Here is an 18,266-nt window from a genome sequence, read left to right as displayed (position 1 = left end):
ATTCATTCCCCGGTTCGCCGCGTCATGAAAGGCGGCGTAACGCCCCAGGGGTTATGGCCACGTAAACAGCCGCTTGAGCCGTCGCCCGCAAACCACTAGGGCGGCCGCCACCGGTCGCGGGGGCGGACGGCGAAGCGGGAAGCAGGGGAAGATCGCATGGCGCCGGCGCAGATGAGCGTGCTGTTCTTCCTGCAATTGTTCGCGATCGTCGCGGCCGCGCGCGGCGTCGGCTGGCTCGCGCGCCGGCTGCTGGGACAGCCGCAGGTGGTGGGGGAGATGATCGCGGGCGTCGTGCTCGGTCCGTCGCTGCTCGGGCTGCTGGCGCCGGGCGTGCAGGAATGGCTGTTCCCGCGCGAAATGCGCGGACTACTCTACGCGATCGCGCAGCTGGGCGTCGGCCTGTACATGTTCATCGTCGGGCTGGGCTTTCGCGCCGATCATTTCCGGGCGAGCGCGCGCAGCGCCGCGGCGGTGTCGCTGTCGGGGATGGTCGCACCGTTCCTGGTCGCCGCCGCGATCGCGCCGTGGCTGCGCACCGTGGCCAGCCTGTTCAGCGCGCAGGTGACGCCGGTGCAGGCGACGCTGTTCCTGGGCGCGTGCATCGCGATCACCGCCTTCCCGATGCTGGCGCGGATCATCCACGAACGCGGGCTGTCGGACACGCCGCTGGGTACGCTGTCGCTGTCATCGGGGGCGATCGATGATGCGGGCGCCTGGACGGTGCTGGCGATCGTGCTGGCGACGTTCGGCGACGGGCCGGCGGTGGCGGTGAAGGCGATCGGCGGCGCGATCGTGTTCGCGGTGGTCGTGCTGGGTCTCGGCCCGCGGTTGCTGGCGCCGCTCGGCCGGCGCGCCGCGCGGACCGGGCGCGTGTCGCACGGCGACCTGGGCGTCGCGCTGATGCTGTTCCTGCTTGCCGCCTTCGCGATGGACGCGGTGGGGATGCATGCGGTGTTCGGCGGCTTCCTGCTGGGCGTGGTGATGCCGCGCGGTGCCTTCGCCGACGGGTTGCGCCAGCAGCTGGAGCCGGTGACGGTGCTGCTGCTGCTGCCGGTGTTCTTTACCTTCTCCGGCCTCAACACGCAGCTGGCGCTGATCGCCGATCCGGCGCTGCTGGCGGTGGCGCTGGCGATCTTCGCCGCATCGGTGCTGGCGAAGGGTGGCGCATGCTGGGCGGCGGCGCGGCTGACCGGACAGGACAATGCGACCGCATTGGGCATCGGCGCGCTGATGAACGCGCGCGGGCTGATGGAGCTCATCATCATCAACATCGGGTTGCAACGCGGGATCATTGGCCCGGCGCTGTTCGCCATCCTGGTGATGATGGCGATCCTCACGACACTGATCGCCTCGCCGCTGTTCGAACTCGCCTATGGCCGCCGCGCCCGCGCGCGCGGCGACCTAGCGGCGCTGGACGGCGCGCGCACCTGACGCGAGGGCGCCTTCCCGACCGATCGTCATCCCAGCGAAGGCTGGGATCTCCCGGTAAAGAGGGAAACAGGAGCCGCAAAAGGCCCAGCCTTCGCTGGGGCAACGTGAGTCCAGGCCGGGACGACAGGCGTCTACGCTGGGGCGACGAGAGTCTGCGCTGGGGCGACGCTCCGATGCTACAGGTGCCGCTTGCCCAGCTTGCGGGCCAGCGTGCGGCGGTGCATCCCCAGCCGGCGCGCCGCTTCCGACACGTTGAAGCCGCAGTCCGCCAGCGTCTGGTGGATATGTTCCCATTCCAGCGTGCGCAGCGACGTGGGCGCGGCGTCCAGCTCGACGCTGGCGTCACCGGTGCCCGATGCCTCGAACGCGGCCTCGATATCGTCGGAATTGGCGGGCTTCGACAGATAGTTGGTCGCGCCCAGCTTCACCGCCTCCACCGCGGTGGCGATGCTGGCGAAGCCGGTCAGCACGACGATCCGCATCGCCGGGTCGATCGCGTGCAGCCGCTCCACACAGGTCAGGCCGGAGGCGTTGCCGAGTCGCAGGTCGACCACCGCATGGTCGGGGCGCAGCGCGACCACCGCCGCCTCCAGCTCGGCCGGGCCGGCGATGGCGGTAACGCGATAGCCGCGCCGCTCGAACGAGCGCGCCAGCGTGCGCGCGAACATCGCATCGTCCTCGATGATGAGCAGCCGCCGCTGCGCGTTGCCGTCGCTCATCCGCCGTCCTCCCCGATCGCCAGCGACGCCAGCGGCAGCACCAGTGTCACTTCGCTGCCGCCGGACGGGCGGTTGCGTGCCGAAACCGTGCCGCCAAGCGTGCGCAGGACATTGGTGGCCAGGAACAGCCCCAGCCCGGCGCCGCGCCGGTCCTTGGTGCTGAGATAGGGTTTGCCGATCCCGTCGAGAATAGCGGGGTCGAACCCCGCGCCGTCGTCGCGCACCGCCAGCACCAGCCGGTCGCCGTCGATCGCCGCGCACAGCCGGATCGCGGTCGCCCCCGCTTCCGCGGCATTGTCGAGCAGGTTGGTGATCGTCTGCGCCAGCGCCTTGTCCGCGACGATCCGCGGGTCGCCGCTCATCAGGTGGTCGTATTCGGCCTGCGCCGCGCCGTTGCCGCGCCAGTCGGCGACGATCCCGGACAGGAAGGTGCGCACCGTCGTGCGCGCCGGCGCATTCCCGCGCACCTCGCCCGACGCCAGCAGGATTCCCGACAGGATGTTCTTGCAGCGCATCACCTCGGCGCGCATGTCGTCGAGGTCGGCGAGCAGCGCGGGATCGCGCGCGATCGCCGGTTCGCCGCGCCAGTCGCCCAGCATCACCGCGATCGAGGCGAGCGGCGTGCCCAGTTCGTGCGCCGCCCCGCTGGCCAGCAGGCCCATGCGCACGATATGCTCCTCCTCCGCCGCGCGCTGGCGCAGTGCCGCCAGCCGCGCATCGCGTTCGGACAGGTTGCGCACGATCTGCGTCACGAACTGCACCAGCAGCATCGCGGCGAGCGTGAAGTTGAACCAGCTGACCACGACATAGGGGACCGACAGCGTCGATCCCCAGCCCGCCGGCAGCGCGAAGGGCGGCGCGGCCCAGCCGAGCCAGGCGAACAGCGCGCTGGTGATCGCCACCATCGCCCAGCTGGACCACGGCGGCAGCAGCACCGCGGCCAGCACCACCTGGAGCAGGTACAGTGTCACGAACGGATTGCCGACCCCGCCGCTCAGGTACAGCTGGATCGTCAGGCAGGTGACGTCGACCAGCAGCATGGCGAACAGCTGGTCCTCGCCGATCCGCTCCCATGCCAGCACCGCAATGTTGAGCGCGACCAGCGCCGCCAGCGCCGCCAGCATCGGGACGAGCGGCAGCTGCACGCCGATCACGAAATGGACGGTCAGGATCGTCGCCAGCTGCCCGCCGACCGCCAGCCAGCGCAGCACCGACAGCAGCCGGACGTTGCGGCGCCGCGTCTCGTCGACCGGCGGCGCCTCCGCGACGCGCTCAGTCGTCACGCGCTGGTCCGGCGCGGATGATCCGCCAGGCGAAATACGCCATCATTGCGCTCAGCGTGAACCAGGTGACCGCATAGGTCAGATGGCTGTTGCGGAATCGCACCACCGTCAACCCGCCACGTGGCCAGCCGTCCGGCCCGCCCCCCTGCGGGCCGGCGTCGGCATCGACGAAATAGGGGGCGACCGGGCGCGACAGCCCGCGCGCGCGCGCGATCGCCGCGACGTCGCGCGAATACCAGCGGTCGCCTGCGGGATCGTTGCGGCGCAGGAAGCCGCCGCCCGGTTCGCTGACGCGCAGCAGCCCGGCGACCGAAGCGGCGCCGCTCGCCGCGCGCTCGCGGCCGCGCTGCGCTGCGGGGACGAATCCGCGGTTGACCATGACGATGCCGGTGCCCGTGTCGACCGGCGCGACCACCCAGAAGCCCGGTCCCAGATCGGTCACCGCCTGCACATAGGCGGGGCGTACCGGCAGCCAGCGGCCCCGCACCGTGACGCGGGTATAGGCATCGTCCGCACCGATCGCGCTCCAGCGCTCCGGCCCCGGCGCAGGCACCGGCTCCGCCGCCAGCCGCGCATCGACGCGCGCGATCAGCGCCAGCTTCCACGCGCGCCGCTCGACCTGCCACACCCCCAGCGCGGCGAGCAGCGCCGCCGCCAGCAGCGCGCCCAGCCCCAGCGGAATGCGCGCGCGCATCACATGCCGCCGCTCGTCATCTCCATATGCATGCCGGGCATCATGTTCACGTTCATGTTGTACATCACCCACAGCGACCCGGCGATCGCGATCACCACGATGATGACGGTGAAGATCAGCGCCAGCAGCGTCCAGCCGTTCTCCGACTTGCTGTTCATGTGCAGGAAGTAGACCATGTGGACGACGATCTGCACCGCCGCCAGCGCGGTGACGATCCCGGCGGTGATCCGCGCGTCGGCGATCACCCCGGTCATCACCAGCGCGAACGCCGGCGCGGTCAGCAGCACCGACAGGATGAAGCCGGTCCAATAGCCCTTGCGCGTGCCGTGCGCCGCGCCGCCATGATCGTCGTGCGCGTGATGGCCATGGCCGTGGTCATGCCCATGTTCATGGCTGTGGACGGGCGGATTGTCGTGCGTGCTCACCGCAGCACTCCCAGCAGATAGACGAAGGTGAAGACGCCGATCCAGACGACGTCGAGGAAGTGCCAGAACATCGACAGGCATTGCAGCCGGCGGACGTTATCGGCGATCAGCCCACGGCGCATTACCTGCACCACCAGCACCGCCAGCCAGATCAGGCCGAAGGTGACGTGCAGCCCGTGCGTGCCGACAAGCGTGAAGAACGCGGACAGGAACGCCGACCGCTGCGGCCCGGCCCCTTCGTGGATCAGATGGCTGAATTCGTACAGCTCGATCGCGAGGAAGGCGAGGCCGAACAGCGCGGTCACCCCCAGCCAGCCGAGGACCGCCGACTGGCGCTTCTCGTCCGTGGCGATCATCGCGAAGCCATAGGTGATCGACGACAGCAGCAGCATCGTGGTGTTGATCGCGACCAGCGGCAGGTCGAACAGCTCGCGCGGGCCGGGCCCGCCCGCCAGGCTGCCGCCGTACACGCCATAGGCCGCGAACAGCATCGCGAAGATGAGGCAGTCGCTCATCAGGTACAGCCAGAAGCCCAGCATCGTGCTGCCGCCCGGCGGGTGCGGATGCTCGTCCAGCTCGTAATAGGCCGGCGGCTCGCCGGCCGCGGCGGTGGGGGTGGTGGTCGCCATCGTCTTATACTTCCGCGGTCTGGAGCTGGCGGGTGCGAATGTCCTCGGACGCGATCACGTCCTCGACCGGGATGTGGAAATCGCGGTCGTAGTTGAACGTATGCCCGATCGCGACCGCCAGCAGCGCGACGAACGCCACCGCCGCCAGCCACCAGATGTACCAGATCATCGCCAGGCCGAAGACCAGCGCCAGCCCGGCCAGGATCACCCCCGCGCCGGTATTCTTCGGCATGTGGATCGCGCGGAACCCTTCGGTCGGGCGCGCGGCCTTCTTCGCCTTCATGTCGTGCCAAGCGTCCAGATCGTGGATCACCGGGGTGAACGCGAAATTATAGGCCGGCGGGGGCGAGGACGTCGCCCATTCCAGCGTGCGCGCGTTCCACGGGTCGCCCGTGACGTCGCGCAGCTTCTCGCGGTCGCGGATGCTGACGTAGAATTGCATCAGCATCGCGCCGATCCCGGCGGCGATGATCGCCGCGCCGATGCCGGCGATGATGAACCAGATGTGCAGGCTGGGGTCGTCGAACACGCGCAGCCGGCGGGTGACGCCCATCAGGCCCAGGATGTAGAGCGGCGTGAACGCGACCCAGAAGCCGACCACCCAGCACCAGAAGCTGATCGTGCCCCAGAACTTGTCCAGTTTGAACCCGAACGCCTTGGGCCACCAGTAATTGACGCCCGCGAACATCCCGAACAGCACGCCGCCGATGATGACGTTGTGGAAATGCGCCACCAGGAACAGCGAGTTGTGGAACTGGAAGTCGGCCGGCGGCACCGCCAGCATCACGCCGGTCATCCCGCCGATCACGAACGTCAGCATGAACGCGACCGACCACATCATCGGCAGCTCGAAGCGGATGCGCCCGCGGTACATCGTGAACAGCCAGTTGAAGATCTTCGCGCCCGTGGGGATCGAGATGATCATCGTGGTGATGCCGAAGAAGCTGTTGACGCTGGCGCCCGATCCCATCGTGAAGAAATGGTGCAGCCACACCAGGTACGACAGGATGCAGATGACGATCAGCGCATAGACCATCGAGGTATAGCCGAACAGCCGCTTGCCCGAGAAGGTCGAGACGACCTCGGAAAAGACGCCGAACGCCGGCAGGATCAGGATGTACACCTCCGGGTGACCCCAGATCCAGATCATGTTCACGTACATCATCGGGTTGCCCCCGCCGGTGTTCGTGAAGAAATTGGTGCCGACGTAGCGATCGAGGCTCAGCATCGCCAGTACCGCGGTCAGCACAGGGAAGGCGGCGACGATCAGCACGTTGGTGACCAGCGCGGACCAGGTGAAGATCGGCATCTTCATCAGGCCCATCCCCGGCGCGCGCATCTTCACGATCGTCGCGATCAGGTTGACGCCCGACAGCAAGGTGCCGACGCCCGCGATCTGCAAGGCCCAGATATAGTAATCGACCCCGACGTCAGGCGAATAATCCAGCCCCGACAGCGGCGCCATCGCCAGCCAGCCGGTGCGCGCGAATTCGCCGACGAACAGGCTGGCCATCACCGTCACCGCGCCCGCGACGGTCATCCAGAAGCTGAAATTGTTGAGGAACGGGAAGCTGACGTCGCGCGCGCCGATCTGCAGCGGGACGACATAGTTCATCAGCCCGGTGACGAACGGCATCGCCACGAAGAAGATCATGATGACGCCGTGGGCGGTGAACACCTGATCGTAGTGGTGCGCGTTCAGATAGCCTTCGCTGCCGTTGAAGGCGAGCGCCTGTTGCAGGCGCATCATGATCGCGTCGGCGAAGCCGCGCAACAGCATGACCAGCGCCAGTACGATGTACATGATGCCGATCTTCTTGTGGTCCACGCTGGTGAACCATTCGGTCCACAGGTAGCGCCACAGCTTGAAATAGGTGAGCGCCCCCAGCAGCGCGATGCCGCCCAGCGCGACGACCGCGAAGGTGCCGACCAGGATCGGTTCGTGGATCGGGAAGCTGTCGAGCGTCAGCCGCCCGAAGATCGTCTTGATGAGGTCGTCCGACATGGTGTCCTCAGGCCCGCTGGCGGGCATCGGCGCGCGGGCGCGCGGGAAAATGATCGAGCTGCGTCATGTTGCGGTTGCTGGCGTCGCCGGGGTCGCCCTGGCCATGCGCCGGGCCGTGCGGCGCGCTGAGGTGCGGGCTTTCGCCCTTCTCGCCCGGCTCGCGGGTCAGCGCGCCTTCCGCCTCGCCGGCGCGCGGCGCGCGGTCGTTCACCGCCGGGCCGCCATGCGACATGCCCTGCATGCACGGCGTCCCCGGCTTCACGCACATCGCGACGATGCGGCGGAACAGTGCTGGGTCGACCGCGCCGAAACCGATCGGGCGGACGTTCTCGCTCGGCCGCTCCAGTTGCAGATAGGTGCCCGCGTCCAGCCGGCGCGGCTGGCGCTTCACGCCCGCCACCCATTGGTCGAACCGCGACGGGCTGACCGAATGGGTCCAGAAATGCATCCCCGAAAAGCCCGCGCCGCTGTAATTGGCGGACTGGCCCTGGAATTTCCCGCGCTCGTTCAGGACGCCGTGCAGCACCGTCTCCATGCCCGGCATGGTATAGATCATGCCCGCCATCGCGGGGATCCACAGCGTGTTCATCACGCTCGACGACGTCATCTGGAACCGCACCGGGCGGTCGACCGGCACGACCAGTTCATTGACCGTCGCCACCCCCTGTTCGGGATAGATGAACAGCCATTTCCAGTCGAGCGACACCACCTCCACCACCAGCGGCGCCGGGGCGGCGGCGGCGGGGGCGGTGGTCTTGCCGGGCGCGGCCTTCGAACCGGGCGCGAGCGGGCGATAGGGGTCGAGCAGGTGGGTGCTGACCCAGGTCAGCGCGCCCAGCGCGATGATGATCAGCAGCGGTGCCGACCAGATCACCAGTTCCAGCTGGGTCGAATGGTCCCAGTCCGGCTCGTAGGGCGCATCCTTGTTTCCCTCGCGATAGCGCCAGGCGAACAGCACCGTCAGGATCATTACCGGGACGATGATGAGCAGCATCAGCACCGTCGACCAGACGATCAGCGACGATTGCTGGCGCGCGACGTCGCCCGCCGGATTCATCACCACGGTGTTGCATCCGCCGAGCGTGGTCAGCGCCCCGGCCAGCAGCGCGCCGCGAATCCTGGCGCGATGGGAAACACGGAAGATCATGCGGCGCGCCTAGACTTTTGTGCGGTGCAGCGGAATAGGACATTTTGTCCCATCCCATCGTTGAACGCGCTACGCTATTGCGCGGTTCAATACGTCCGATCGGAACCCTTTCCATGGCCAGCGCCCTATGACCACCTCGACCTCCGCATCGCTCGAACGCGACGCCCGTGCGCTCCACACGGACGGCGACCCGCACGTCCGCCCCGCCGACATCGCGATCGGGGTCATCATCGGGCGCACGTCGGAATTCTTCGACTTCTTCGTCTATGCGATCGCCTCGGTACTCGTCTTCCCGGCGGTCGTCTTCCCCTATCTCGACCGGATCACCGGGACCTTGTGGTCGTTCGCGCTGTTCCCGCTGGCGTTCATCGCGCGGCCGGTGGGGACGCAGATCTTCATGAAGATCGACCGGCGCTACGGCCGCGGCACGAAGCTGACGATCGCGCTGTTCCTGCTGGGCACGTCGACGGTGCTGGTGTCGTTCCTGCCCACCTATGCCACGATCGGCGGGCTGGCGGCGGTGCTGCTGGCGCTGTTCCGCATCGGCCAGGGGATCGCGCTAGGCGGCGCGTGGGACGGCCTGCCCTCGTTGCTGGCGATCAACGCGCCCGAAAAGCATCGCGGCTGGTGGGCGATGGTGCCGCAGCTGGGCGCGCCGCTGGGGCTGATCGTGGCGTCGGGGCTGTTCGCGTTCGTGTCGCTGCTGCCGAGCGAGGATTTCCTGTCGTGGGGCTGGCGCTATCCGTTCTTCGTCGCCTTCGCGCTCAACGTCGTGGCGCTGTTCGCGCGGCTGCGCATCGTCGTGACGCCGGAATATGAGGAATCGTTCAAGAGCCGCGAACTGACGCCATCGCGCGTCACCGCGACGATCAAGGCGCAGTGGCGCAACATCATCATTGGCGCCTTCGCCCCGCTGGCCAGCTTCGCGCTGTTCCACATGGTCACGGTGTTCCCGCTGTCGTGGGTCGCGCTGTACACGCAGGAGGATATCACCCGCTTCCTGCTGATCGAGATGGCCGGCGGGTTCGTCGGGATCGGCGCGATCGTGCTGTCGGGAATGCTGGCGGACCGGATCGGGCGGCGCAGCGTGCTGGGCTATACCGCCGCCGGAATCGCGGTGTTCAGCGGCTTCGCGCCGCAGCTGCTGGGCGCGGGCAGCGCGGGCGAGGTGCTGTTCATGGTGATGGGCTTCATCCTGCTGGGCCTTTCGTTCGGCCAGTCGTCGGGCGCGGTCACCAACAATTTTCCGAAGCGCGCGCGCTATACCGGGGCGGCGCTGACGTCGGATCTGGCGTGGCTGTTCGGCGCGGGCTTCGCCCCGCTGGCGGCGCTGGCGCTGACCGAGGCGTTCGGGCTGGTCGCGGCGGGGGCGTACCTGCTGTCGGGCGCGCTCGGCACGCTGATCGCGCTGGGGCTGAACGTGGAACTGGCGCGCCGGCTCGACTGAGGCGCGCCGCCCGGCGGCCGGAAGCAGGAAAGGCGCCGCATCGCTGCGGCGCGTTTCCTCAAGCGCGGGTTGGGAGAGGGGTGAAAGACGGCTGCGTCCGCCGAAGCGGATTCGAAGGGCTGGCGACGCTCCTCATCGGAGAGGCGTCAGCCTGACGGTGATCCATGGTCCACGTCGGCGCGACTTGAACGGTTTGGGGGCACGCGACGCAGGGGATGCCGGATCAAGTCCGGCATGACATTGCGATATGACGGACGCGGCGTGCTGCACGCCGGCGCCCGCTCAGATGCGGCGGTGCTTCCCGCCGTAATGCTTGCCGATGTAGTCGCCGATCTTCGCCATTTCGTTCGCCGCGGCGGTCGCCGCCTGCGCACAGCAGGGAATCGGATCACGCTCCGCCTGGGCGGCGCGCATCGCCACCCGGCTGCACAGCTCCTCGATATCGGCACGAGACAGCAGGTTCTTTTCCCGCATCATGCAGAGCAATGTCTGCAGGATCACCATCGTCTCGTCACCGTTGCGCTCTTGCGGCATCATCGGCTCATCCTCTCATTTTGCGAACGAGAGTGTACGCCAAACGATCCGTCACGCAATATGGATCAGTTAAGTCCCCCGCCGAGCCGCCGGTACAGCTCCACCAGGTTGCTCGCCTGCGCGAGGCGCGTCGTCACCAGCTGTTGCCGCGCGGCATAGGCGGTACGCTGCGCATCCAGCGAGACGAGGAACGAATCGACCCCGGCACGGTAGCGCGCTTCCGACAGCCGCGACGTCACGCCGGCGGCATTGGCGCGCGCGGCCTGCGCCGCCACCTGCTCGCCGATCGTGCCGCGAGTCGCGAGCGCGTCGGACACTTCGCGGAACGCGGTCTGGATCGCCTTTTCGTAACTGGCGACCGCTGCCTGCTGCGACGCCTTGGCATAATCCAGGTTCGCGGCATTGCGCCCGCCGTCGAACAGCGGCAGCGCCAGCGACGGCGCGCCGGTGTAGGTGAACGATCCCCCGCCGAACAGGCCGGACAGCGCGGTCGAGATCGTCCCGACCGTCGCGGTCAGCGAGATGCGCGGGAAGAACGCCGCGCGCGCCGCGCCGATATTGGCGTTCTGCGCGATCAGCTGATGCTCGGCCTGGAGGACGTCGGGACGGCGCAGCAGCACCTCGGACGACACGTCGCCGGGCAGCGCGTCGCGGGTCAGCGGGCGATCGCCCAGCCCGCTCGGCAACTGCTCGGCGGGCACGGTGGTGCCGACCAGCAGGTTGAGCGCATTCTGGTCCTGCGCGATGCGCGTCCGGAGCGCGGCGATATCGTTGCGCGCCGACTGGTAATTGGTTTCCGCCTGCCGCGCCTCCAGCTCGGACGCGACGCCGACGCGGAATTGCGCCTGGGTCAGTCGCTGCGTCTCCTCGAACGCCTTCAGCGTATCACGCGACAGCTGCAGCTGCTCCTGGTCCGACGCCAGCGTCAGCCACGCGGTCGCGATCTCCGCGATCAGGCTGATGCGAGTCGCGCGCTGCGCCTCCTCGGACGCGAAATAGCTTTCCAGCGCCGCACGGTTCAGGTTGCGCACCCGCCCGAACAGATCCAGCTCGAACGCGGAAAAACCGGCGTTCACCGAATAGAATTCGATGTTCGACGATCCGGTCCCGACCGCCGCGCCCCCGGCCCCTGCTCCGGCACCCGCTCCAGCTCCCGCACCGGCGCCCGCCCCTGCACCGCCGGTCGCGCCGAACAGGTTGTTGGTGAACGTCGCCGAGCCGGAGATCGAGGTGTTGGGGACCAGATCGGCACGCTGGACGCGATATTGCGCGCGCGCCTGCAACACATTGGCCGCCGCGATGCGAAGATCGCGGTTGTTCGCCAGCCCCAGCTCGATCACCCCCTGGAGCCTCGGGTCCAGGAAGAAATCGCGCCAGCCGATCTGCGTCACGTCGGGAGCGTCGGTCGCCGCGCGCGGATAGACCCCGCCCTGCGGCAGCGCGGCAGGGACCGCGCCGTCGGGGCGCTGATACTTCGGCGCCAGGTTGCAGCCCGCCAGCGCGGTGCCCAGCGCCAGCAGCGCCACGAAGGAAATACGGCTCGTCACATCAGGCTCCTTCATGAGCCGGTCGGGGGTCGTCGCCATGCGGATCGGCGTCACCATCCGCATCGCGCCTGTTATCGTCGTCGTCGCGCTTCGCCTCGTGCCCCTGCCCGAACAGGCGCAGCACGACGACGAAGAACACCGGCACCAGGAAGATGCCCAGCACCGTCGCGGAGAGCATCCCGCCCACCACCGACCGGCCGATCGCATTCTGTCCGCCCGCGCCCGCGCCGGTCGATACCGCCAGCGGCAGCACGCCGAACACGAAGGCGAGCGAGGTCATCAGGATCGGGCGAAGCCGAAGCTTTGCTGCCTCCACCGCGGCGTCGAACGGCTTCATCCCCTCGGCAATCCGCTCCTCGGCGAATTCGACGATCAGGATCGCGTTCTTCGCCGCCACGCCGATTGTGGTGATCAGGCCGACCTGCAGATAGATGTCGTTGTTCAGCCCGGTCAGCCACGCCGCCAGCAACGCACCCGCCACGCCCAGCGGCACCACCAGCAGCACCGAGATCGGCACCGACCAGCTTTCGTACAGCGCCGCCAGGCACAGGAACACGATCAGCAGCGACAGGGCGTAGAGCGCCGGTGCCTGCCCGCCCGACAGTTTCTCTTCATACGACAGGCCGGTCCATTCCAGCGTCGTGCCCGGCGGCAGCTTCGCATGGATCGCCTCCATCGCCTTCATCGCCGCACCCGTGCTCTGGCCCGGCGCGGGCGAGCCTTGCAGCTGCATCGCCGGCTGGCCATTGTAGCGGGTCAGCGCGACCGGCGCGTTGGCCCAGGACAGGGTGGTGAACGCGGTATAGGGCACCATCTGCCCGTCCGCGCCGCGGACGAAGAACGACCCGATGTCCTCCGGTCGCAGGCGATAGGGCGTATCGGCCTGCACATAGACGCGCTTCACGCGCCCGCGGTCGATGAAGTCGTTGACGTAGGCGCCGCCCCAGGCCGTCGAGATGGTCGAGTTGACCTGGCTGAGATCCAGCCCCAGCGCGCGCGCCTTGTCCTCGTCGACATTGACCTTCAGCTGCGGGGCATCCTCCAGGCTCAGCGGGCGCACCTGCGCCAGCGACTTGTCCTGCATCGCCATGCCCAGCATCATGTTGCGCGCCTGGGTCAGCCGCTCGTGCCCGATCCCGCCGGTGTCGACCAGCTGGAGGTCGAAGCCGGTGGCATTGCCCAGTTCCTGCACCGCGGGCGGGACCAGCGCGAAGATCATCCCGTCCTTGTACTGACTGAACGCCCCCATCGCGCGCCCGGCGATCGTCTGCGCCTTGTTCTCGGCGCCGGAGCGGTCCTCCCACGGCTTCAGGTTGATGAACGCCAGCCCGGTGTTCTGCCCCTGCCCGGCGAAGCTGAAGCCGTTGATCGTGAACACGCCCGCGACATTGGCCTTTTCCGCGCCCAGGAAGTGGTTGCGCACCAGATCCAGCCCCTTGTCGGTGCGTCCGCTGGTCGCCCCCGACGGCCCCTGCACCAGCGCGATGACGGTGCCCTGGTCCTCATCGGGCAGGAAGCCCGACGGCAGTCGCACGAACAGCAGCGCGACGCCCGCGACGATCAGCAGGTACACCAGCATCGACCGCTTCCAGCTGCGCGCGGAACGCCGCACGCCGCGCTCGTAGTGGCGCTGGCCGTTGTCGAACTTCTCGTTGAACCAGCGGAAGAACCGCGCGACCGGCCCGTTGCCCTGCCCCTTGTCCGGATCGTGCGGCTTCAGGATCGTCGCGCACAGCGCCGGGGTCAGGATCAGCGCGACCGCGACCGACAGGACCATCGCCGACACGATCGTGATCGAGAACTGGCGATAGATGACGCCGGTCGATCCGCCGAAGAACGCCATCGGCAGGAACACCGCGGACAGCACCAGGCCGATGCCGATCAGCGCGCTGCTGATCTCGTCCATCGACTTTCGCGCCGCTTCCCTCGGACTGAGGTGTTCGGTGACGATCAGCCGCTCGACATTCTCCACCACGACGATCGCGTCGTCGACCAGCAGGCCAATCGCCAGCACCATGCCGAACAGCGTCAGCGTGTTGATGCTGTACCCGGCCACCGCCATGATCGCGAACGTGCCCAGCAGCACCACCGGCACCGCGATCGTCGGGATCAACGTCGCGCGCCAGTTCTGCAGGAACAGGAACATGACGAGGAAGACCAGCACCACCGCCTCGACCAGCGTGTGGATCACCTGTTCCACCGACAGGCGCACGAACGGCGTGGTGTCGTAGGGATAGACCAGCTTGACGTCGGACGGCAGCGTCCTGGCGATCTGCTCGGCCTGCGCCTTCACCGCCTCCACAGTGGCAAGGGCGTTGGCGCCCGACGCCATCTTCACGCCGAAGCCGGCGGCATATTTGCCGTTGTACTTGGTGTCGAAGCCGTAATTCTCGGCGCCCAGTTCGACCCGCGCGACATCGCGCAGTCGCACGACGGCACCGCCGGCATCGGTCTTCAGCCGGATGTTGCCGAACTGCTCGGGCGTCTGGAGCCGCGACTGGACCGAAACGGTCGCGTTCAGCTCCTGCTCCTTGGGCGATGGTTCGCCGCCGATCTGGCCGGCGGAAACCTGCGCGTTCTGCGCCTGCACCGCGGCGGAAACGTCCGCGATCGTCAGCTGGTAGCTGTTGAGCTTGAGCGGATCGACCCAGATGCGCATCGCATATTGCGCGCCGAACACCTGAATTTCGCCCACGCCGTTGACGCGGCTGATCGGGTCCTGGAACTTCGACACGATCATGTCGGCCAGGTCGTTGGCGTTATGCGAATTGTCGTCGGAATAGATGCCGACGATGACCAAGAAGTTCGCGGCCGACTTGGCGACCTGCAGCCCCTGGCGCTGTACTTCCTGCGGCAGCAGCGGGGTGGCGGCCTGCAGCTTGTTCTGCACCTGGACCTGCGCGATGTCCGGGTCGGTGCCCTGTTCGAACGTCAGCGTGATCGTCAGCGTCCCCGAGGACGAGGACGAGGACGAGAAATAGCGCAGGTTGTCGATCCCGCGCAGCTGCTGCTCGATCACCTGCGTGGTCGTGCGTTCCAGCGTTTCGGCATCGGCGCCCGGATACATGGCGTTGATCGTCACCGCGGGCGGCGCGATTTCCGGGAATTGCGCGATCGGCAGGCTGCGGATCGCGATCGCGCCCGCCAGCATGAGCACGATCGCGATGACCCATGCGAAGATGGGCCGATCGATGAAAAAGCGTGACATGGGGCGTTACTTCGCTTGCGCCGCGGGCTGGCCCTGGGCGGGCTGGCCCTGCCCCTGGGCAGGGGCGGCGTTGGGATTATACGGCACCGCCTTCACCGGCATGCCGGGGCGCAGCATCATGCCGCCTTCCACGATCACCTTGTCGCCCGGCTTCAGCCCACCGGTCACCAGCCAGTCGTCGCCGATCGTGCGCGAGGTCGTCAGCGGGCGCGGCTGCACCTTGCCGTCGGGGCCGACGATCATCGCGACCGCATTACCCTTCTCGTCGCGGCTGACCGCGCGTTGCGGGACCAGCATCGCATTGGCCTGCGTCCCCTCGACCAGCTCGGCGCGGACGTACATACCCGGCAGCAGCAGCGCGCGCGGATTGGGGAACAGCGCGCGGATCGTCTGCGTGCCGGTCGCGGGGTCGACGCTGACGTCGGCGAACTGCAACGTCCCCTCGATCGGATAGACCGACCCGTCGTCCAGCCGCAGCCGGACACGCGCCGCGCCGCCGCCGCGCGACAGGTCGCCGGCGGCGATCTTCTGGCGCAGCTTGAGCAGGTCGGCCGCCGATTGCGGCACGTCGACATAGATCGGGTCGAGCCGCTGGATCGTGGTCAGCGCATTGGCCTGCCCCGCGGTCGCCAGCGCGCCAGTGGTCGCCACCGAACGCCCGATACGCCCGGAAATCGGCGCGCGGACGGTGGTGCGCGCCAGGTCGATCTGGGCCGAGCGCAGCGCGGCGGACTGCGCCGCGACGTCCGCCTGCGCCTGCTGCGCCTGCGTCAGGGCGTTGTCGTAATCCTGTCGCGAGATGGCGTTGATCTTGACCAGCTCGCCATAGCGCCGCTGGAGCGCGGAGGTGGAGGCGATCGCGGCGCGCGCGCGCGCCAGCGCGGCGCGGGCATTGGCGACCTGCGTCACATAGGGTTGCGGGTCGATGCGGTAGAGCGCCTGCCCCTTCGACACCTGATCGCCCTCGCGGAACAGCCGCGCTGTGATGAGGCCGCTGACCTGCGGGCGCACTTCCGACGTCTCATAGGCGGTGAGCCGGCCGGGCAGCGTCGTCGTCAGCGTCACCGACTGCGGCTGCACCGTCACGACGCCGACCTGCGGCGGACCCGCCTGGGCCTGTTGCTGCTGCTGTGCAGCGTCCTTTCCGCCCCCGCATGCGGCCAGCGGGAGGAACAGCAGCGCGGCGACCGCGCACCCCTTGTATGTCATGCGACTCTCGTTCTAAAGTGTGAGTGATCGCTCACTCACAAATGCTGCTAATGCGAACAAACCATGCCGTCAAGTAGAGAGACGCAATGACGCACACCGACATGGATGCTCCCCCGGCGCCTCTCGAGAGAGGCGAAAAGGCCAACGCACGACGGGAGAAAGTGGTTCAGGCGGCGCGCGTACTTTTTGCCGAACAGGGCTTTCACGCCACTGGCATGGCCGCGATCTCGCAGGCGTCGGGTGTGCTGGTCGGCCAGATCTACCGCGATTTCGCCAACAAGGAGGCGATCGTCGCCGCGATCGTCGAACGCGACCTCGACGAATATCTGCGCGAGGGCGAACTCCACGAAACCTGCGCCTGCGACGATCCGGCGGCGCTGCGCGCGTGGGTCGACCGATTCGTGGCGTCCGGCGACATCCCCGATCTGGCCCTGATCGCGGAGATCATGGCGGAGGCGGCACGCAATGTGCGAGTCGCGGATATCTTCCGCCAGCTCGAGGCGCGGCTGCACGACCGGCTGGTCGATGCGCTGCGCATCCTGGCGCCGCATGCGAACGGGCGCCGGTTCGACTGTGTCGCCGAAACGATCCTGATCCTTGCCGGCGGGATTTTTCACCACCGGCTGGCGCATGACGGCGCGATCGACGACGACGTGCTGGAACGGCTGCTGAAGATCGCCGCGAATGAGATCGACGCGCTGATCGATCAGCCCGCCTGACGCGGGCCGCCCGGCGTCAGTTGCGCAGCAGCGGCACCAGCCCGCCCAGCCCGCGGCGCGCCGCCGACCGGCGCAGCGAGTCGGCCTGCGCGGTCAGCAGCTGCGCCTCGCTGAACGTCGGCGCCATCTCGGCCCGGCGCTCCAGTTCGCGGGCACGGTCGTGGGCCGTCGCGTCGCTAGAATAACCGCCCATGTCCGCTTCATCTCCCGCCCCCGGACCGGGGGTTGCGCATCAACGCACGCGCGGCGCCCTGGTTGCGGGCAGGCGCCGCGACGTGGCAGAAGCCGGCGATGACCGACGGCAAACCCCTGCGCGCCACGATCAAGCACGTATCCGAACATGCCGGCGTCTCGATCAAGACCGTCAGCCGCGTGCTCAACAACGAACGCTATGTCGGGGCCGAGACGCGCGCGCGCGTGCAGGCGGCGGTCGAGGCGCTGCACTTCCGCCCCAATCTGGCCGCGCGCGCGCTGGCCGGGCGCCGCGCGTTCCAGATCGCGCTGGTGTGCGACAATCCCAGCCCCAGCTACGTCTATGCGATGCAGACTGGCATCCGCGACCGGTGCGAGGCGGATGGCGTGCGGATGATCGCCCAGCCCTATGACCGCGCCTCCGCGCATCTGGTGGAGCAGATCGAGGCGCTGGTCGATACCAGCCGGATGGACGGGATCGTCCTGACACCCCCCGTCAGCGACGACGCGGCGGTGCTCGACCTGCTGGCGCGGCGCGGCATCCCGGTGGTGCGCGTGTCGCCGGGTTTCTTGGCGGAGCACAGCGCGGCGGTGTCGATCGACAATCACGGCGCCGCGCGGGAGATGACCGCGCATCTCCTGTCGCTCGGCCATCGCCGCATCGCGCACATCGGCGGCCACCCCGATTACGCGACCGCGGCGCAGCGCCGCGACGGCTATCTCGCCGCGCTGGCGGACGCGGGGGTGACGGCGGACCCCGCGCTGATCGAAAGCGGCAGCTACGATTTTCCCTCAGGCGCCGCCGCGGCCGAGCGGCTGCTCGACCTCGCCGATCCGCCGACCGCGATCTTCGCCGGATCGGACGACATGGCCGCCGGCGCGCTCACCGCCGCGCATCGTCGTGGGCTGGTGCTGCCGCGCGATCTGTCGGTGGCCGGGTTCGGCGACGATCCGCTGGCCGGCTATGTCTGGCCGCCGCTCACCACGATGCGCCAGCCGGTGCGCGACCTGGCGTGGAACGCCGCCGACCTGCTGCTGACCCCGGATCGCGAGCCGGAGCATCGCCGGCTCGACCAC

General features: G+C 68.4%; 16 protein-coding genes. 4 read left to right on the top strand and 12 right to left on the bottom strand.

Annotated features, from left to right (window positions below; all coding sequences use genetic code 11):
• Window positions 1-156 precede the first annotated feature (156 nt).
• Entirely contained in the window at window positions 157-1,431 is a 1,275-nt protein-coding gene (locus tag AX685_RS18735) for a cation:proton antiporter (RefSeq protein ID WP_066491397.1), read from the top strand.
• A 176-nt stretch (window positions 1,432-1,607) separates the two neighbouring features.
• Here the strand turns inward: AX685_RS18735 and AX685_RS18730 are convergent, their stop codons facing one another.
• The 7 genes from AX685_RS18730 to cyoA are packed head-to-tail and all read right to left on the bottom strand — an operon-like array spanning window position 1,608 to window position 8,333.
• Window positions 1,608-2,150, bottom strand: coding sequence for a response regulator transcription factor (locus AX685_RS18730; RefSeq protein WP_066491394.1), 543 nt, complete (start codon window positions 2,148-2,150; stop codon window positions 1,608-1,610).
• Window positions 2,147-3,433, bottom strand: coding sequence for an ATP-binding protein (locus AX685_RS18725; RefSeq protein WP_066491385.1), 1,287 nt, complete (start codon window positions 3,431-3,433; stop codon window positions 2,147-2,149). The genes AX685_RS18730 and AX685_RS18725 overlap by 4 nt, the downstream gene beginning before the upstream one ends.
• A complete protein-coding gene (locus AX685_RS18720) occupies window positions 3,423-4,127 on the bottom strand; it encodes an SURF1 family protein (protein ID WP_197418707.1) in 705 nt (234 codons plus the stop codon). Before AX685_RS18720 ends, AX685_RS18725 begins: the two co-directional genes overlap by 11 nt.
• A complete protein-coding gene (gene cyoD / locus AX685_RS18715) occupies window positions 4,127-4,552 on the bottom strand; it encodes a cytochrome o ubiquinol oxidase subunit IV (RefSeq protein ID WP_066491378.1) in 426 nt (141 codons plus the stop codon). The genes AX685_RS18720 and cyoD overlap by 1 nt, the downstream gene beginning before the upstream one ends.
• Entirely contained in the window at window positions 4,549-5,181 is a 633-nt protein-coding gene (gene cyoC, locus AX685_RS18710) for a cytochrome o ubiquinol oxidase subunit III (protein WP_066491375.1), read from the bottom strand. The genes cyoD and cyoC overlap by 4 nt, the downstream gene beginning before the upstream one ends.
• 4 nt (window positions 5,182-5,185) lie before the next feature.
• Window positions 5,186-7,186, bottom strand: coding sequence for a cytochrome o ubiquinol oxidase subunit I (gene cyoB / locus AX685_RS18705; protein WP_066491444.1), 2,001 nt, complete (start codon window positions 7,184-7,186; stop codon window positions 5,186-5,188).
• A gap of 7 nt (window positions 7,187-7,193) precedes the next feature.
• Window positions 7,194-8,333 (bottom strand): ubiquinol oxidase subunit II, encoded by a 1,140-nt coding sequence (gene cyoA / locus AX685_RS18700; protein WP_066491373.1) that lies wholly within the window; start codon window positions 8,331-8,333, stop codon window positions 7,194-7,196.
• 127 nt (window positions 8,334-8,460) lie between these two features.
• Between cyoA and AX685_RS18695 the strand changes: the two genes are divergently transcribed.
• Window positions 8,461-9,780 (top strand): MFS transporter, encoded by a 1,320-nt coding sequence (locus AX685_RS18695; RefSeq protein ID WP_066491371.1) that lies wholly within the window; start codon window positions 8,461-8,463, stop codon window positions 9,778-9,780.
• Between the two features lie 282 nt (window positions 9,781-10,062).
• Here AX685_RS18695 and AX685_RS18690 read toward each other — a convergent pair whose 3' ends face one another.
• From AX685_RS18690 to AX685_RS18675, 4 genes are all read right to left on the bottom strand, one after another.
• Entirely contained in the window at window positions 10,063-10,284 is a 222-nt protein-coding gene (locus AX685_RS18690; protein WP_231792299.1) for a hypothetical protein, read from the bottom strand.
• Window positions 10,285-10,379: 95 nt separating this feature from the next.
• Entirely contained in the window at window positions 10,380-11,876 is a 1,497-nt protein-coding gene (locus AX685_RS18685) for an efflux transporter outer membrane subunit (RefSeq protein WP_066491442.1), read from the bottom strand.
• Window positions 11,863-15,069, bottom strand: coding sequence for an efflux RND transporter permease subunit (locus tag AX685_RS18680; RefSeq protein WP_066491364.1), 3,207 nt, complete (start codon window positions 15,067-15,069; stop codon window positions 11,863-11,865). The genes AX685_RS18685 and AX685_RS18680 overlap by 14 nt, the downstream gene beginning before the upstream one ends.
• Before the next feature lie 6 nt (window positions 15,070-15,075).
• Window positions 15,076-16,278 (bottom strand): efflux RND transporter periplasmic adaptor subunit, encoded by a 1,203-nt coding sequence (locus AX685_RS18675; RefSeq protein ID WP_066491359.1) that lies wholly within the window; start codon window positions 16,276-16,278, stop codon window positions 15,076-15,078.
• Between the two features lie 86 nt (window positions 16,279-16,364).
• Here AX685_RS18675 and AX685_RS18670 point away from each other — a divergent pair, with 86 nt between their 5' ends.
• Window positions 16,365-16,997, top strand: coding sequence for a TetR/AcrR family transcriptional regulator (locus AX685_RS18670; RefSeq protein WP_082741088.1), 633 nt, complete (start codon window positions 16,365-16,367; stop codon window positions 16,995-16,997).
• Between the two features lie 16 nt (window positions 16,998-17,013).
• On the opposite strand, the gene AX685_RS22080 is transcribed toward AX685_RS18670, so the two are convergent.
• A complete protein-coding gene (locus AX685_RS22080; RefSeq protein WP_156445931.1) occupies window positions 17,014-17,190 on the bottom strand; it encodes a hypothetical protein in 177 nt (58 codons plus the stop codon).
• Window positions 17,191-17,288: 98 nt separating this feature from the next.
• Between AX685_RS22080 and AX685_RS18665 the strand changes: the two genes are divergently transcribed.
• Window positions 17,289-18,266: LacI family DNA-binding transcriptional regulator (locus AX685_RS18665; RefSeq protein ID WP_156445930.1), on the top strand; the 978-nt coding region annotated here is incomplete at its 3' end.

Source organism: Sphingomonas sp. CCH9-F2, assembly GCF_001556735.1.
In the GTDB taxonomy this organism is placed as follows: domain Bacteria; phylum Pseudomonadota; class Alphaproteobacteria; order Sphingomonadales; family Sphingomonadaceae; genus Sphingomonas; species Sphingomonas ginsenosidimutans.
This window is presented reverse-complemented; position numbering and strand designations above follow the sequence as displayed.

Bases quoted from the DNA above. Each gene is read 5' to 3' on its own strand.
- AX685_RS18695 (WP_066491371.1), top strand. From the start codon at position 8,461: ATGACCACCTCGACCTCCGCATCGCTCGAACGCGACGCCCGTGCGCTC.
- AX685_RS22080 (WP_156445931.1), bottom strand. From the start codon at position 17,190: ATGGGCGGTTATTCTAGCGACGCGACGGCCCACGACCGTGCCCGCGAA.
- cyoA (WP_066491373.1), bottom strand. From the start codon at position 8,333: ATGATCTTCCGTGTTTCCCATCGCGCCAGGATTCGCGGCGCGCTGCTG.
- AX685_RS18675 (WP_066491359.1), bottom strand. From the start codon at position 16,278: ATGACATACAAGGGGTGCGCGGTCGCCGCGCTGCTGTTCCTCCCGCTG.
- AX685_RS18690 (WP_231792299.1), bottom strand. From the start codon at position 10,284: ATGGTGATCCTGCAGACATTGCTCTGCATGATGCGGGAAAAGAACCTG.
- cyoC (WP_066491375.1), bottom strand. From the start codon at position 5,181: ATGGCGACCACCACCCCCACCGCCGCGGCCGGCGAGCCGCCGGCCTAT.
- AX685_RS18685 (WP_066491442.1), bottom strand. From the start codon at position 11,876: ATGAAGGAGCCTGATGTGACGAGCCGTATTTCCTTCGTGGCGCTGCTG.
- AX685_RS18720 (WP_197418707.1), bottom strand. From the start codon at position 4,127: ATGCGCGCGCGCATTCCGCTGGGGCTGGGCGCGCTGCTGGCGGCGGCG.
- AX685_RS18670 (WP_082741088.1), top strand. From the start codon at position 16,365: ATGACGCACACCGACATGGATGCTCCCCCGGCGCCTCTCGAGAGAGGC.
- cyoB (WP_066491444.1), bottom strand. From the start codon at position 7,186: ATGTCGGACGACCTCATCAAGACGATCTTCGGGCGGCTGACGCTCGAC.
- AX685_RS18680 (WP_066491364.1), bottom strand. From the start codon at position 15,069: ATGTCACGCTTTTTCATCGATCGGCCCATCTTCGCATGGGTCATCGCG.
- AX685_RS18730 (WP_066491394.1), bottom strand. From the start codon at position 2,150: ATGAGCGACGGCAACGCGCAGCGGCGGCTGCTCATCATCGAGGACGAT.
- AX685_RS18735 (WP_066491397.1), top strand. From the start codon at position 157: ATGGCGCCGGCGCAGATGAGCGTGCTGTTCTTCCTGCAATTGTTCGCG.